Source organism: Sphingomonas pseudosanguinis, assembly GCF_052056765.1.
GTDB lineage: Bacteria > Pseudomonadota > Alphaproteobacteria > Sphingomonadales > Sphingomonadaceae > Sphingomonas > Sphingomonas pseudosanguinis.
In genome coordinates this window covers 2,222,196-2,237,439 of sequence record NZ_CP189888.1, presented here as the reverse complement: position 1 = coordinate 2,237,439, position 15,244 = coordinate 2,222,196, and the positions used below count along the sequence as shown (strand labels likewise).

The window sequence follows — 15,244 nt, the reverse complement described above, 5'->3', positions numbered from 1 at the left end:
GGATGTGCTCGTCGACTTTTTAGGTCTGACAAATTGACGCGCGCGCTTCCGCCTGTCACCTTGCCGCCGAACGACGACATCATCGCGCGACCCCGGCCAAGGGGGCGGCGGGGGCAAAGGGCAGGAGAGGCGCGTGAAGCGGGTAATGCGATCGGCTTTGGGAATGATGGTGGCGGCATCGGCATTGGTGCCGGCGATCGCCTCGGCGCAAGGGACGACGCCGGCACACAGCTTCGCCGTCCAGGGCAACGGCTTTCTGAAGGACGGCAAGCCCTATCAGGTCATCTCCGCCGAGATGCACTATACCCGCATCCCGCGCGCCTATTGGCGCGACCGGTTGCGCAAGGCCAAGGCGATGGGGCTGAACACCATCACCACCTATTCCTTCTGGAACGCGCATGAGCCGCGCCCCGGCACCTATGATTTCAGCGGGCAGAACGACATCGCCGCCTTCATCCGCGATGCGCAGGCCGAGGGGCTCGACGTCATCCTGCGCCCCGGCCCCTATGTCTGTGCGGAATGGGAATTGGGCGGCTATCCGTCCTGGCTGCTGAAGGATCGCTCGCTGCTGCTGCGCTCGACCGATCCGAAATACACTGCCGCCGTCGACCGCTGGCTGGCGCGGTTGGGGCAGGAGGTGAAGCCGCTGCTGCTGCGCAATGGCGGGCCGATCGTCGCGATCCAGCTGGAGAATGAATATGGCGCGTTCGGCAGCGACAAGGCGTATCTGGAGGGGTTGAAGGCCAGCTATCAGCGTGCCGGCCTCGCCGATGGCGTGCTGTTCACCTCCAATCAGGCAGGCGATCTGGCCAAGGGCTCGCTGCCCGACGTGCCGTCGGTCGTCAATTTCGGTTCGGGCGGGGCGCAGAACGCGGTCGCCAAGCTGGAGGCATTCCGCCCCGAGGGCCTGCGCATGGTCGGCGAATATTGGGCGGGCTGGTTCGACAAATGGGGCGAGGACCATCACGAAACCGATGGCCAGAAAGAGGCCGAGGAACTCGGCTTCATGCTCAAGCGCGGCTATTCGGTGTCACTCTACATGTTCCATGGCGGCACCACCTTCGGCTGGATGAATGGCGCGGATTCGCACACCGGCACCGACTATCATCCCGACACGACCAGCTATGACTATAACGCCCCGCTCGATGAGGCGGGCAATCCGCGCTATAAATACGGCCTGCTCGCCTCGGTGATCGCCGAGGTGACGGGCAAGCCCGCCGCACCGACGCCCGCCGCGACCAAGGCGGTGAGCTTCCCCGTCTCGCCCGTGCGGCGCAGCGCCTCGCTCTGGCGCAACCTGCCGCAGCCGGTGCGCGCCGACCTGCCCATGACGTTCGAGGAACTCGACCAGAATTACGGCTATGTCCTCTACCGCGTGGCGCTGCCGGCGGGGAAAGGCGGAGCGCTCGTCCTGAAGAACATGCACAGCTATGCGCAGGTCTATGTCGATCAGAAGCTGATCGGCACGATCGACCGGCGGCTGGGGCAGGAGCGGGTCGACATCACGCCGCAGGACAAGCCGGCGACGATCGACATCCTCGTCGAGAATACCGGCCGCGTGAACTATTCGCATGCCATCCGCACCGAGCAGACCGGTTTGACCGGCGCGGTGACGCTGGACGGCCGCGTGCTGCGCGACTGGCGGATGTACCGTCTGCCGATGGACGATGTCGCCAAGCTGCCGATGACCGCCGAGCCCTGCTCGGGGCCGTGCTTCTACGAGGTCGAGATGACGGTCGACCGGCCGGGCGACACCTATCTCGACATGCGCGGGGCGCATAAGGGGCAGTTGTGGCTGGGCGAGCATAATCTGGGCCGCTTCTGGTCGATCGGGCCGGTGCACACGCTGTTCACGCCGGCGCCGTGGTTGCAGACGGGGGTGAACAAGATCCGCTTCTTCGACCTGACCGGGGACGACAAGGTCCGCGTGTCCACGGTTACCGCTCCGATCTGGGGCAACATCACCAACAAGCGCGAGGCGCAGTAAATATTGTCCCTTCCTCCTCTGTAAGGGGAGGCGGCAGCCCGCAGGGCTGACGGAGGGGTGTCACCGCCAGCGAAGGCACCCTCCCCATGCCGGGCTGACCGGCAACGCGATGATTCAAAACACAATCACCCCTCCCCTTCAGGGGAGGGGACGGGGGTGGGGCGCTTCCACAAGCCCTGCGCCAGGGGGAGAAGCCCCACCCCAACCCCTCCCCTGAAGGGGATCATTGCAAAACCCGATTGGGGTGAACCGGGCGGGTATTTCGGATTGGCTGGCGGTCAGCGGGCGGTGGATGGCGGGGTAGTCGAGCCCTGGTGAGCAGGTTCGAGGGGCGGATCGGGTTCAGGTGAGACGCAGCACGGTGGTCATGTTGTACGCCAGGGCAAGCAGAAAGCTGTCGTTGCGGTTCCTGGCCAGCCCCTTGTAGCGTACGCAGTCGAAGCCCCGCCATCGCTTGAGGGTGGCAAAGACGCCCTCGACCTGGGCGCGGATCGGCGCGATCAGGGCATTGTGTCGTTGTTGCCGCCGGGTCAGCGGCGGGCCGCCACCCCAGCTCTTGTGCATGATCCGCGGCTTGATGCCCTGCGCGCCCAGCCACTGGCGGCGGGCGCGTTTGGCATAGGCCTTGTCGGCATAGACCGCCCTTTCGTCGCCGCAAACCAGATCGTCGGCGGGCACGGTGTCGTTGACATTGGCCGGGGTCAGCACCAGCCGGCGGATCAGCCGACTGCCATGATCCACCCCGATATGCAGCTTGTAGCCGAAATGCCCGCCCGGCCTGCCCTTGCGGGCGGTATTGGCCTCATCGCCGTCGACCGGTGCCCGGCGACCATCGCGCGACCCCGGGCGAAACGGTGTCGCCACCAGCGAGGCGTCGACTATCGTGCCCTGTCTCAGGATCAGTCCGCGCGCCGCCAGTTGCCGCTCGAAGGCGACGAACAACGCCTCGCCCAGGTCCGCCTCCAAAAGCCGGTTGCGGAACCGGCAGATGGTGCTGTGGTCGGGCGGCGCATCCTCCAGCGACAGCCCGACAAAGCGGCGAAACGACACCCGGTCGTCCAGCGCTTCCTCCAGCCCATGGTCCGACAGCGCATAGATACGCTGCAACACCAGCGCCTTGACCATCAGCAGCGCATCAAAGAGCGGGCGACCGCCCCGCTCGGCACGCAGCGGCGACAACAGCGACCCCAGATCCGCCCAGTCCACTTCCCGCGCCAACCGCTCCAGCCGGACATTGCGACCCAGACGCGGCGACACCAGGCCATCCACCAAGCAACCCTGATCCATCGCAAACGCCCCCCCACCTCGCGATAATGAATCACCTGCGCAGGTCTTTTGCAACGATCTCCTGAAGGGGAGGGGCTTGTTTGGGCAATGCAGACCCTTCTCGCCGGCCGTGACACCCCCCGTCCACCTCCCCCTTGCAGGGGAGGAATAGTCATGCCCGCAGACGGTAGAGTGCCGCGCCGTGCGGCGGCAGAGTGGCGGCGATGCGGCCGGTCGCGCGGCCCAGGTCGCGGCTTTCCCACAGGTCGCTTACCGCGACCGTACCCGTCAGGCCCAGATAACGGAGCGACAGCCCCACCTCCTTCGCCTTGTCGCCGGTGTTGAACAGCGCCAGATAGCGATCGTTCGGCACGCCGTCGGGCTTGGCGGACCAGATGCGCGCGCCGTCCTCGACGAAATGTGGCTGGTTGTCGGTCGAGGCCTGGTTCACTGCGATCACCGCGCGGTTGGTCAGCAGCGCGAGCGTCGGCGTGTCGAGATGGCGTAGGTCACCGCCCATGATCAGCGGTGAGCGCGCGATCGACCACAGAGTCATCAGCGTACGCTGCTCGTCGGGCGTGAACTTGGTATCGCGCTTGCCCAGCGCCAGCCGGCCGAGCGGCAGCATGTCGGCATCGGGCCACGCCCCTGGGCGACGCCACGGGTTCCAATTCTCCAGCCGCGTGAACTGCGCCGCCAGCATTGACCATTCGTCCCAGAAATCGTCGGAGATGCGCCACATCTGCGCATGACGGCGAACATGGTCGCCGCGAATGACCGGTGTCTCGCCCGGCGACAGGCTGAGCATCATCGGCCGGCCGCTATTCTGGATGGCGCGGTGCGCCGCCTCGATCTCGGGCGCATGCGCATCATAGGGGCGGCTCATGTCGTCCATCTTGATGAAGTCGACGCCCCAGGAGGCATAGAGCCGGAACACGCTGTCATAATAGGCCTGCGCGCCGGGTTTGGTCATGTCGACGCCATACATGTCCGGGTTCCACGAACAGATGCTCGACGTATCGGCGATGTCGGAGGCATGATAGCGGGTGCCCAGGATCGGCAGGTTACGCTCCACCGCCAGGCGGGGGATGCCGCGCATCAGGTGGATGCCGAACTTCATCCCCATCGCATGGACATCGGTCGCCAGCTTGGTGAAGCCCGAACCATCGGCACTTGACGGGAAACGATTGGGCGCGGGGATCAGCCGGCCATAACCGTCCATCGCCGGCATCGGCTTGGCGCTATATTCATAGCTGCTGGCATTGGGTTCATACCATTGGATGTCGACGGTGAAGATGTCATAGCCGAAGGGCAGCAGCTTCTCGCGCATGATCGCGGCGGTCTCGCGCGCCTGTGCTTCGGTGATGGTGGTGGCAAAGCTGTTCCAGCTGTTCCAGCCCATCGGCGGGCGCGGCGCGAGCAGGCCGGGGGTGGCGGGCGTGACCTGCGCCGCCGCTCCTCCAGCCGCCAGCATCGCCGTGCCCGTCCATGCCGCCCCGGCCAGCGCCTGGCGCCGGTTGATCCCCTTGTCCGTCATTCATCCGCTCCCGCATGTCTTTGTGCCTATTAGTCAGGCAAATGGAGCGGGTTGCAAGCGAAGACTTCGGTTAGGAACGCGGCGGGGCCGCCCCGTTCCCCGCCAGATAGCGAGCGATGGGGTCGATCATGTCCTTCGGGATGCGGCGCGCGATGACCGGCATCGTCGCATGGCTCTTGCGTGCATCGACGACATTCTTGTCGCCCTGCCAATGGCGCAGCCGCTCGGCGATATAGGTCGCGCGTTGGCCGGCGAGGACCGGATAGGGCTTGCCGGGGGCGTGGCAGCTGACACAGGCGGGCAGCTGCTTTTCGGGCAGACCGCGCTCGACGATGCGGGCGGCTTCGGCGCTGCCGCTGGGCCGTGCACCCAGGCCCGGCATGGCGGCGAAGCGGCGTGCGGCGGCGGCCATTTCGGCGGGCTCCATCCGCATCGCGACCTGCTGCATCACCGCGCTCGATCGGGTGCCGTTCGCATAGCCCTGTAGCGCGGCGAGCAGATAGGCGGGGTTCTGGCCGCCTAGCACGGGAATGTCGGGTGACCCGCGCCCACGCCCGTCGGTGCCATGGCATCCGGTGCAATTGTCGGGATCGGTCGCGGGCGAGCCCTCGGCGACCAGTGCGCGATACTGGGCCGGGGTCATGTCGGGCAGGCGGCGGACGAAGGCGACCATGCGGCGGACCTCGTCCTTACGGTCCTGCACCGCCCAGGCGGGCATGCCGGTATATTTGACGCCGTGCTGGAGAATCCAGAACAGCTGCTTGTCGGTCCATTCGCGCGCATTGACCGCCAGATCGGGTGCGGGCGGGGTGGCGGCCTGCATGACAGGGGCCGGCTTCTGCCCCGGCGCGCCGTGGCACACCGCGCAGCTATTGGCGAAATGGCCCGCCGCGCTGACCAGTCCGGTCGCGTCGCTGGGGTCGTCAGGTGCGGTGAAGGCGGCATGGGTCTTCACCGAATTGCGCATCGCCCAGTGCAGGAACCAGTCGGTGATCGCCCAGTGTCCGCTCGACGCGGCCAGGTTCATCACGCCCGACCAGGCAAAGGCCATGCCCAGCGCGAACAGGCCGATCAGCGTGACGATCACGCGTTTCCAGGTGATACGGATCGTCATGCGTGCGCCTCCTGACGGGTCTGGAGCAGCCGGCCGAGCATCGCCAGCCCGCCGACGAGATAGGCGATGCCGCCGACCAGCAGCATCACCACGCCCGCCATCTGCTGATCCTCCAGCGCGCCCGCGCCGTGATGACTGTAGAGCGGCCGGGGGGCCAGGCCGATCAGCGCGCCGAGCAGGGTCATGTGCATCGAGGTGACGAGCAGCGCCATCACGCCCGCCGCGCGGTGACGCGGCGCCAGCACGGCGGACCAGAGCAGCAGGCCGGCGGCCAGGAAGCTCGCCTGTTCAGCGACCAGCCACAGCGGCTGATGATCGGCCAGTCGCCGGAGAGCGGGCACATGCCATCCCCAGACGATCACCGCCTCGACCATGGCGGCAACCAGTGGCGAGGCGAAACGCGGCCACCGTTCGGCCGGGTCGAACCGATGCCCCTGTATCGCCAGCGCCAGCAAGGGGGCGGCGACCGCGACCGCGATCATGTGCGCCGCCATATGCCCCGTCATGCCCCAGCGGCTGAGCGACCAGCCGAGGGGGAGCAGGGCCAGGCCCGCGATCAGGCTGGCGCGCCTCACCGGCAATCGCCCAGCATGATCACCGGCAACGCGGTGAAGAGCACCGCGACGAAGCTGAGGCCCGCCAGCAGCATCGTCGAATAGGCCAGGAAGCGCAGCCGGTCGATGTCGGTACCCTCCTGATGCGGCGGCGGATCGCCGGGCGTGCGCGACTGCTGCCAGGCGATCACGCCCGATGCGACGATCAGGACCAGCGCGATGACCGTGCCGATGGCGAAGGCGGTGGGGAACAGCGCCCACTCCCCGATCTTCTCGCAACTGATGGCCGCCCAGAGATAGGAGAACAGGAAATGCACCGCCCAGACGGTCGGCGGCACGATCAGCGTCCACAGCGTGACGCGCAGCCGGCTGGCGCGTTGCAGCCAGCGCTTCACAGCCCCGTCTCCGGGAACCAGCCGATGGTCATATAGGTGACGATCGCGGTCAGCGCGAAGAAGTGCATATAGACGGTGATGTTGCGCAGATCGGCATCATGGGTGGGGTCCATCTTTCCGGCCAGGCTGCGTACCAGCGTGTAAAGCTGCATGACGACCGCGACGGCGGCGTGCGCGACCGTCCAGATCACCAGCACCCAGATGATGGCGGGATAGACATTGGCCTGCGGATCGAGGCCGTCGAGGCACCGCAGGCCGGCGAACAGTCCCGCGACCGCCATCGCCGCGCCGCCGATCAGCAGCAGGCGGGCGAGCATCACGCGCCCGCGCGCATGGACCTCGCGTGCGATCAGCGTCAGCGCCCAGCTGGCCAGCGAGGGGGCCAGCGCGATCATCGGCGCGGCGATCCCCGGCCCGGTAAAGCCCTCGCCGAAATCGGGATGGACGGTCCAGTAGAAATAATAGCCGAAGACGAGCCCCGAATAGGCGGTGGCATCGGCCATCATCGTGATGAACATCGCCCACCAGCCGGGTGCCGCTGGCCCCGAGCGATAGAGCGACAGGTGCATGCCGTGCCCGATCGGCTTTTCGGGCTTTTCGGGGATTTCGGCGGTGTCCCACAGCCACCACAGCACGCAGGCGAGCGTCGCCACCCCGCCCAGCGCCGCGAGCAGATAGAGGTGATAGGTGGTCAGGATGAACACCGAACCGAGCGCGACGGCGGTGATCATCGGCTTGACGCTGGGACCGCCCAGTCGGATCACCGAGACGGGCTTGGCATCCAGGACCGAGGTCACGATCGTCTCGCGCCGGCCCTCCTCGGCATCGGGCAGGAAGAAGCGGCCTTCGTCGACCTTGGCGACGAAATCCTTCTGGTCCCAGATCGGATAGCGGCTTTCGATCAGCGGGACCGAGCGGATGCCCCAATCCTCGTCATCGGGCAGCGCCAGCCATTCCAGCGTGCCGGCGTTCCACGGATTGCGCGGCGCCTTGGCGCGGGTGGGCGATAGCGCCAGATCGACGACCAATACCAGCACGCCGGCAGCGAACAGATAGGAACCGGCGGTCGAGGCGAGGTTCAGCCAGCCGATATTGAGCTCGGCCGGATAGGTGAATACGCGGCGCGGCATGCCCTCCAGCCCCGAAAGGTGCATCGGGAAGAAGGTGAGGTTGATGCCGACGAACATGATCCAGAAGGCGATACGCCCCAGCCGGTCGGACAGCTTCTTGCCGGTGATCAGCGGCCAGTAATAATACAGCCCGCCGAACAGCGGCAGCAGCGTGCCGCCGATCAGCACGTAATGAAGATGCGCGACGACGAAATAGGTGTCGTGCGCCTGCCAGTCGAACGGCGCGATCGCCACCATCACGCCGGTCAGCCCGCCGATGACGAACACCGCGAGACTGCCGCTCGCATAGAGCAATGGCGTCGACCATTTCACCTTGCCCGCCCAGAGCGTGGCGATGAAGGCGAAAATCTGCACGCCGGTCGGGATAGCGACCGCCTCGGACGCGGCGGAGAAGAAGGCAAGGCTGATCTTGGGCAAACCGGTCGCGAACATGTGGTGGACCCACAGCCCGAACGAGAGGAAAGCGGTGCCGACCGCCGCCAGCACGATCCAGGGATAGCCCAGCAGGTGCCTTTGAGCGAAGGTGGGGATCATCATCGCGAACAGCGCGATGGAGGGGAGGAAGACGATATAGACTTCCGGGTGGCCGAAGATCCAGAACAGGTGCTGCCACAAAAGCGGATCGCCCCCGCGCGCGACATCAAAGAACGGCCAGTTCAGCAGCCGTTCCATCTCGAACAACAGGTCGCCCGCGATCAGCGGTGGGAAGGCGAACAGGATCATCACCGCCACGACCAGGATATACCAGGCGTAGAGCGGCATCAGGTTCAGCCGCATACCCGGCGGGCGGCACTTCAGCACGCCGACGATCAGCTCGACGGCGGCGGCGACCGACGACACCTCGATGAAGGACAGGCCCAGCATCCAGATGTCTGCACCCAGCCCGCTGAGGTCGGTGCGGGTGGTCAGCGGCGGATACATGAACCAGCCGCCATCGGGCGCGGCGTTGAAGAAGATCGAGCCCGCGACGAAGACGCCGCCGATCAGGAAGCTCCAATACCCGAACGCCGACAGGCGCGGGAAGGGCAGGTCGCGCGCGCCCAGCAGCTGGGGCAGGAGGATGATCGACACCGCCTCGAACATCGGCACGGCGAACAGGAACATCATCACCGAGCCGTGCAGCGTGAACAGCTGGTTGAAGGTGTTCGCCGAGACGAGGTCGTTGTCGGGCACCGCCAGCTGGGTGCGCATGATCAGCGCCAGCACACCGGCGAACAGCATGAAGCCGAACGCGGTCAGCGTGTACCACACGCCGACGCGGTTGTTGTTGGTATCGGTCCAGCGCAGGAACAGGCCGCTGGGCGGCTTCCACACTTCGCGCAGCCTGTCCTCCTGCGCGGCGCGAAGGGCGGGATCGTCCTGGGCGTGGAGGCTCATTTCAGGCCTTGCAGATAGCGGGCGAGGGCCAAGGCCTGGTCATCCGACAATTGGGGAAAGGACGGCATGCGCACGCCCGGCTTGGTCTTTTCGGGGTGGCGGATGAAGGCGGCGACATGGCCTTCCGTCATCGGCAGGATGCCGGCGGCCAGCGTGCGTCGCGATCCGAAATGGGTGAGGTCGGGGCCGATCCGTGTCGGGGCGGTCACCCCGGCAATGGCGTGGCAGCCGTTGCAGCCATTGGCGGCGAACAGGCGAGCGCCTTCGCCATCGCCGGCTTGTACCGGCCGTCGCTGTCCGGCCAGCCAGGCGTCGAAGGCGGCGGGCGGCATGGCGATGACGTCGAACGCCATCAGCGCATGGCTGAGGCCGCAGAATTCGGCGCATTGCCCGCGATAGCGGCCGGGCTTGTCGGCGCGGACGATCAGATCGTTGGTGCGGCCGGGGATCATGTCCATCTTGCCCGCCAGCCCGGGTATCCAGAAGCTGTGCACCACATCGCTTGCGCTCAGGCGGAAGGCGACCGTGCGCCCCGTGGGGATGCGGATTTCGTTGGCGCTATCGACCGGTGTCGCGCCGGCGGGGCGATAGGTGACGCGCCACCAGAATTGCTCGCCATCGACCGCGATCTGCAGGTCGGCGGGCGCGACGGGGCGCGGGCGCATATAGGGCAGCGAATAGGCGAGCAGCCCCATCAGCACGACCGTGGGAATGATCCCGCCCAGCCAGAGGACGATACGCATCCCCTTCTGATGGCTGATCGCCCCTTCGGGCGCGCGCACGGCGTGCCGCATCAGCAGCGCGACCGCACCGGCGATGATCACCGCGCCGACCAGCATGATGATGAACAGGTGGCGAATGTCGACGGCATCGGCCCCGAACGGCGCCAGGGTCGATTGATGCCGGTTGCATGCCGATAACAGGCATGCCGGCAGGACGGCGATGGCGACGTGCTTCCCCCTCATTCCGCCCGAACGCTTCGGTCGCGAAACGGTTCACGTTGCCGTCATCTAAATTATAACTTCGGATAATTATTCTGCGGCAGGCGGGGCCGATCCGTTACGCCGCCAGACCTCACCCGCCAGCACGGTGGCGAAACCCAGCCAGCCGGCGAGTGGGATCACGCTGATCGCCGCCGGCCGGTCGATCGGCCAGGCGGTCGCCGCCAGCGCGACCGTGCCGCCGGTCATCGCCGCCGCCGCCACGGTGCCGGTATCGGGGCGATGCTCGCGGAAGAACAGCTCGGTCCAGCCGCCGATCATCGCGCTGTTGCCCAGCCACAAGGCGATGGCGGCGTTGCGGCGGGGCGAGGCGGGCTGGCGCAGGATGCGATACCCGCCAAAGGCCGCCAGGCTCTCCAGCACCGGCCACACCGCGCCGAAGACCTTGTCGGGTGGGGTGAAGCCGGGCTTGTCGAGCCGGCGATACCAGTGGCGGATGCCGGGATGCGAGGGGTCGGGTGCGTTGCGCCGGCCGACCAGCGCGCTGAGGCCCAGCACGCCGGCGGCGATCCCGCCCGCGACCCAGGGCGACATGCCGTTTCGCTTCTCGTCCATCGCCCGTCTCATCCTTACGCCTGACATTCCATGTTGCGGACACAACGGACCGCCGCCGCGCAAGGTTTCCATCACGCCATGGCGCGCCGCCGCGTCGCCATCGCGAGCCCCCGGTCGAGCGCCGCCACGACCAGCAGCGAGGCGCCGAACAACGGCAGCAGTAGAGCCAGGATCGCCAGCGCGACGATCAGCCCGCCGACCCGCGCGCCCGACAGCGGCGGTGGTGCGCCCACGCGGCCGGCCGGGCGTCGCTTCCACCACATGGCGACCCCGCTGATCGCCAGCACCCAGACGCCGATACAGGCGAACAGCATCAGCACCTGGTTCGCGCGGCCGAAATAATTGCCCATATGCACCTGCACGCCCCATTCGACCGCACGGCCGACCGCGCCATAATCGGCGAAGCGGACCTCGCGACCGATCGGGCGCAGCGTGTAGCGATCGACATAGATGGTCCGCTGACCCTGCGGGCGATCGGGATAGGTGAAGGCGGTGTAGACCCCGGTCGGGCCGCCGGGCAGGAACAGGCGATAACCGTTCGTCCACCCCAGCCCGGCGGTGATCCGGTCGACCTGATCGGTGCCGCGAATGACCGCCGGATCGCGCGTCGCACCCGGCGATCCGGGGCCGTGCGCGCGGTGCTCGGCATGCTCGTCGGGCGGCATCGCGGCGTGGCCGTGCGCCGCCATGTCCGATCCGGGCCTGCGGGATTGGGGGAGGGGCGCGTCCTCCAGCGTCCAGGGCGCGCTGCCCAGCGCGACCTTGGCGGGCAGGCTGTGCGGGATGTTGTACTGGCGGTAGGAGGTCGGATAGCCGACGCCGAGCGCACCGCTGACCCGGTGGAGCAGCGGCCCGGTCACCCCCGCCCAAGGGAGGCCGGTCAGCACCAGAAAACCGATCACTCCGCCGGTCCACAGCCCCACCGGGCCATGTAGGTCGCGCCAGAAGCGCCGCCCCCTCCCCGACAGGCGCGGCCACAGGGTGCCGCTCGCGCGCCAGCCGCCGCGCGGCCACCACAGGATCACGCCCGTCGCCAGCAGGACTAGCGCCCAGCAGGCGGCCAGTTCGACCAGCCGTTCGCCGAATACGCCCATCAGCATCGAGCGGTGCATGGCGTCCGCCCAGCCGACCAGCGTCCGGTCATAGACGACGCTGCCCAGCACGCGGCCCGTTCCCGGATCGACCGCGACGCGGCGTGGCGGCCCTTGGTCGGGATTGACGAAGACCACCGCCGACCGATCCGCCCGGCCCGGCATGTCGACGCGCGACGCCGTGCCCGGATAGGCGACCAGCGCGGCCTGGATCATCCGCGAGACGGGCACATGGCCGGCCCGCGGCACGACCAGCCGCTGTTCCGGATAGATCGCGTCGTTCAGCTCGTCATTGAACAGATAGATCGCGCCGGTCAGGCTGAGCATCAGCAGGATCGGCAGGACCAGCAAACCGGCCCAGAAATGCCAGCGCCAGATGGTGCGGTGAAAGGTGACCCGGTCATGCGGCATGGATGTCATGGCCCGTCTCCTCACAGCCGGGCCGACAGCGCGATGTCGAAGGATCGCGGTGCGCCGATATAGACATTGGTCGTCGGATAGCCCGAATATTCGCCGTAGAAGCGGTCGGTCAGGTTGCGTCCGCGAAGGGTCAGCGTCGCATGCTCGCCCACCGGCACCGACAGGCTGGCATCGACCAGTGCATGGCCGGCGACCCGGATGCTGTTGGCCGTATCGGTGAAGAAACCACCGGCATGGCGCAGATAGCCGCCCAGCGTCACCTTATGCGCGATGGTGTAGAGCGCGGAGGCGAACAGGGTGGTGTCGGGCACGTTGATCGGCCGGTTGCCGCTGCGATTGACCGTTGTGCCGCCGATCAGCTCGGACAGCCGGTCATAGCGCGCATCGGTGTACGACCCGCCCGCCGTCAATCGCAGCGCGGGGAAGGGGGTGACATCGGCCGACAGCTCCAGCCCGCGCGACGATTGCTGCCCACCCTGGACACTGAGGCTGGGGTTCGTCGGATCGCGGGTCAGGATGTCGGACTGGACGATATGATAGGCCGCCCCCGTCACGGTGGCACGACCACCCCAGCCGCTGGCCTTGAACCCCGCCTCGACCGCGCGGCCATGGGTCAGGCGGAAGCGGCTGTTGGCGATCGAGGCGAGCAGGATCGACGACACCGGCGACACCGCCGTCGTATATTGCGCATAGAGCGTGATTCCTGGCGTGGCCGCCCAGCTGGTCCCCGCGCGCCACGAGACCGGATCGAAGCGCGGCGCATGGCCGTCGCGCGTGCCGCTCCGGTTCTGGATCGTCACCCGATCGAGCGCGATATGGTCCCAGCGGATACCGCCGACCAACAGCCAGCGCGGCGTCAGATTGACCGCATCCTCGGCGAACAGCGCAGTCTGCTTCAGTCGCGAATCGAACGTCACGTCGCCGCTGGTGAAGACAGCCGGCGAGGTCGGGGCCGCGATGACGCCCGGATCGCGCAGATCGAGCGCAGGCAGGGTGCCGAGCGGTGCCTGACGGCGGAGCGAGACGAAATGCGTGCCGTTATGCTCCGCGCCCAGCGTCATCCGGTGCCGCATCCCCGCGATCCGCCCGTCGCGCGCGACTTGCCCGCGCGTGTTCCAAAAATGCTGGTCGTGGCGGAAGTCCTGATAGCTTTGCCGGATGCTGCCATTGGGGAAGCCCGCGCCGGGTGCCACGAAGCTCTGCGTATCGGCGAGCAGGAAGGCGCGGTCGGCGGTATAGCCGGTCAGGTCGAGCGCGGCGGTCCAGCCATCGCCGATCGTCCAGTCCAGCCGGGAGCGGATCGTGGTCTCGTCCGCGCCCGACCATGCGCCGCGCGGGTTGTAGTTCCGCCGGCGCAGCGATCGGTCGGCGACCAGCCCGCTGGCGCTGCGCACCGCATCGCTGGGGTCCAGCGCATAGCGCGCCGAGATCAGCGGCAGGCCCTGATAGCTGGAATCATAGCGATCCTCGAAATGATCGATCGCGATCAGCAGCGACAGCCGGTCGCTGGGTTTGATGAGCGCGCTGGCGGTCAGTCCCGCCGATCGGGTCGCGTTGCGATCGACATCGTACAGGCTGTCCGAGCGCCGATAGCTGGCATCGGCGCGGATCGCGATTGCGGCCGAGACGGGCAGATTGACCCCGCCCGCGCCGTAAACGGTGCCGAAGCTGCCGCCCGAGATCATCAGATCGACGGCGCGTTCGCCCAGCACGGGCTTGCGCGTCACTTTGTTGATGACGCCGGCCAGCGCACCCTCGCCATAAAGGACCGAGGCCGGGCCTTTCAGCACCTCGATCCGGTCGTAATGCCACAGGTTCGTGTCGCGCTGGACGACAGTCGAGGTGGACACGCGCACGCCGTCCTGCAGGATCGACACCGCGCTGCCGGCAAAGCCGCGCAGCGACACGACCGCCGGATTGCCCGGCACATTGCCCGCGATCGCACCGACGACGCCGTCGAACGCCTCACGCGCGGTGCGCAGGCCGCGACGTTGCAGCTCGTCCTGGGTCAGGACCTCCAGCGTGGCGGGAGTTTCGCGGATGGTCAGCGGCAGGCGGCTGCCCGCGCCGGTGGGCGCGTCGAGGGCGGCGGGCGTTCGTGCGCCCTGGACGATGACGGTCGCGGATGGCTGGTTCTGGTCGTCGGGGGGTGCTGGCCGGGACAGCATCGTGTCCGGCAGGGCGGGTGGCATGAACATGGAAATGCGCTTTCGACCGGCCCCGCGGGAAGGCGGGGCCGAGGATCAGAACGGCCGCGACCAAAGGCCGCGCGCCGGATGACTTGGTCAGGAAAGCGCCGGTGGTCCCCGCAAAGGCGGCCGCAGATAAGTTGGCGCGGGCCGGACGTTCGCTGTGACCGCCACGAAGCCGGTGGCGAGGACGAAGGCCAGCAGCGCGACCAGCTGGATCGGATCGACCGCCGCCAGCGCGGGCGCCGACAGGCCGGCAAAGGCGCAGGGCATCTCCGGGCGGCTGTGCTGCCCGTCGCGATGATCGCTCCGGTCGTGATCGGCCATGACGCCATGGGGCATGCCATGCATCGTCGTCATGTCACCGGAGGGCGCGTGCGACATGGCGTCCGCCACCGGCATCGTGCCGGGGCAAAGGACGATCGCCATATGCCCCTGCGCCTCGCCGATCATATAGCCGGACGGGATGACGAGCTTGAGCAGCAGCGCCGCCACGCACAGCAGCGCGGCCAGATGGCGTTGCGCGATAAGGCTGCGGATGGCCGTCACGCCGCCCGACCTAGACCGTGCGGCGGGGCTTGTCACTCGCACAGGTCAGGTTTGGGGATGATCAGAAAATCCAATCCCC

General features: G+C 67.5%; 12 protein-coding genes. 1 reads left to right on the top strand and 11 read right to left on the bottom strand.

Annotation, left to right across the window (positions count from 1 at the left end):
* Positions 1–163: 163 nt before the first annotated feature.
* Positions 164–1,987, top strand: a complete 1,824-nt coding sequence (locus tag ACQHGV_RS10070; RefSeq protein ID WP_440978093.1) for a glycoside hydrolase family 35 protein — start codon at positions 164–166, stop codon at positions 1,985–1,987.
* A 342-nt stretch (positions 1,988–2,329) separates the two neighbouring features.
* Here ACQHGV_RS10070 and ACQHGV_RS10065 read toward each other — a convergent pair whose 3' ends face one another.
* The 11 genes from ACQHGV_RS10065 to ACQHGV_RS10015 all read right to left on the bottom strand — a co-directional run bounded on the left by ACQHGV_RS10065 (position 2,330) and on the right by ACQHGV_RS10015 (position 15,165).
* Positions 2,330–3,274 (bottom strand): IS5 family transposase, encoded by a 945-nt coding sequence (locus tag ACQHGV_RS10065; protein WP_440978092.1) that lies wholly within the window; start codon positions 3,272–3,274, stop codon positions 2,330–2,332.
* 151 nt (positions 3,275–3,425) lie between these two features.
* Positions 3,426–4,790: a glycoside hydrolase family 27 protein gene (locus ACQHGV_RS10060; protein WP_440978091.1), complete on the bottom strand. Its 1,365-nt coding sequence runs from the start codon at positions 4,788–4,790 to the stop codon at positions 3,426–3,428.
* A 70-nt stretch (positions 4,791–4,860) separates the two neighbouring features.
* Positions 4,861–5,904: a c-type cytochrome gene (locus ACQHGV_RS10055; RefSeq protein ID WP_440978090.1), complete on the bottom strand. Its 1,044-nt coding sequence runs from the start codon at positions 5,902–5,904 to the stop codon at positions 4,861–4,863.
* Positions 5,901–6,479, bottom strand: a complete 579-nt coding sequence (locus ACQHGV_RS10050; RefSeq protein WP_183953085.1) for a cytochrome c oxidase assembly protein — start codon at positions 6,477–6,479, stop codon at positions 5,901–5,903. The genes ACQHGV_RS10055 and ACQHGV_RS10050 overlap by 4 nt, the downstream gene beginning before the upstream one ends.
* Positions 6,476–6,853: a hypothetical protein gene (locus ACQHGV_RS10045; protein ID WP_183953086.1), complete on the bottom strand. Its 378-nt coding sequence runs from the start codon at positions 6,851–6,853 to the stop codon at positions 6,476–6,478. Before ACQHGV_RS10045 ends, ACQHGV_RS10050 begins: the two co-directional genes overlap by 4 nt.
* The gene (ctaD, locus tag ACQHGV_RS10040; RefSeq protein ID WP_440978089.1) at positions 6,850–9,360 is read right to left on the bottom strand and encodes a cytochrome c oxidase subunit I; all 2,511 of its coding nucleotides are present in this window, start codon (positions 9,358–9,360) and stop codon (positions 6,850–6,852) included. The genes ACQHGV_RS10045 and ctaD overlap by 4 nt, the downstream gene beginning before the upstream one ends.
* Entirely contained in the window at positions 9,357–10,325 is a 969-nt protein-coding gene (coxB, locus tag ACQHGV_RS10035; RefSeq protein WP_440978088.1) for a cytochrome c oxidase subunit II, read from the bottom strand. The genes ctaD and coxB overlap by 4 nt, the downstream gene beginning before the upstream one ends.
* Positions 10,326–10,391: 66 nt before the next feature.
* Positions 10,392–10,916, bottom strand: coding sequence for a TspO/MBR family protein (locus tag ACQHGV_RS10030; RefSeq protein WP_440978087.1), 525 nt, complete (start codon positions 10,914–10,916; stop codon positions 10,392–10,394).
* Between the two features lie 71 nt (positions 10,917–10,987).
* A complete protein-coding gene (locus tag ACQHGV_RS10025) occupies positions 10,988–12,427 on the bottom strand; it encodes a PepSY-associated TM helix domain-containing protein (RefSeq protein WP_440978086.1) in 1,440 nt (479 codons plus the stop codon).
* An 11-nt stretch (positions 12,428–12,438) separates the two neighbouring features.
* Positions 12,439–14,625: a TonB-dependent receptor gene (locus ACQHGV_RS10020; RefSeq protein ID WP_440978085.1), complete on the bottom strand. Its 2,187-nt coding sequence runs from the start codon at positions 14,623–14,625 to the stop codon at positions 12,439–12,441.
* An 87-nt stretch (positions 14,626–14,712) separates the two neighbouring features.
* The gene (locus ACQHGV_RS10015) at positions 14,713–15,165 is read right to left on the bottom strand and encodes a hypothetical protein (protein WP_440978084.1); all 453 of its coding nucleotides are present in this window, start codon (positions 15,163–15,165) and stop codon (positions 14,713–14,715) included.
* Positions 15,166–15,244: the final 79 nt, after the last annotated feature.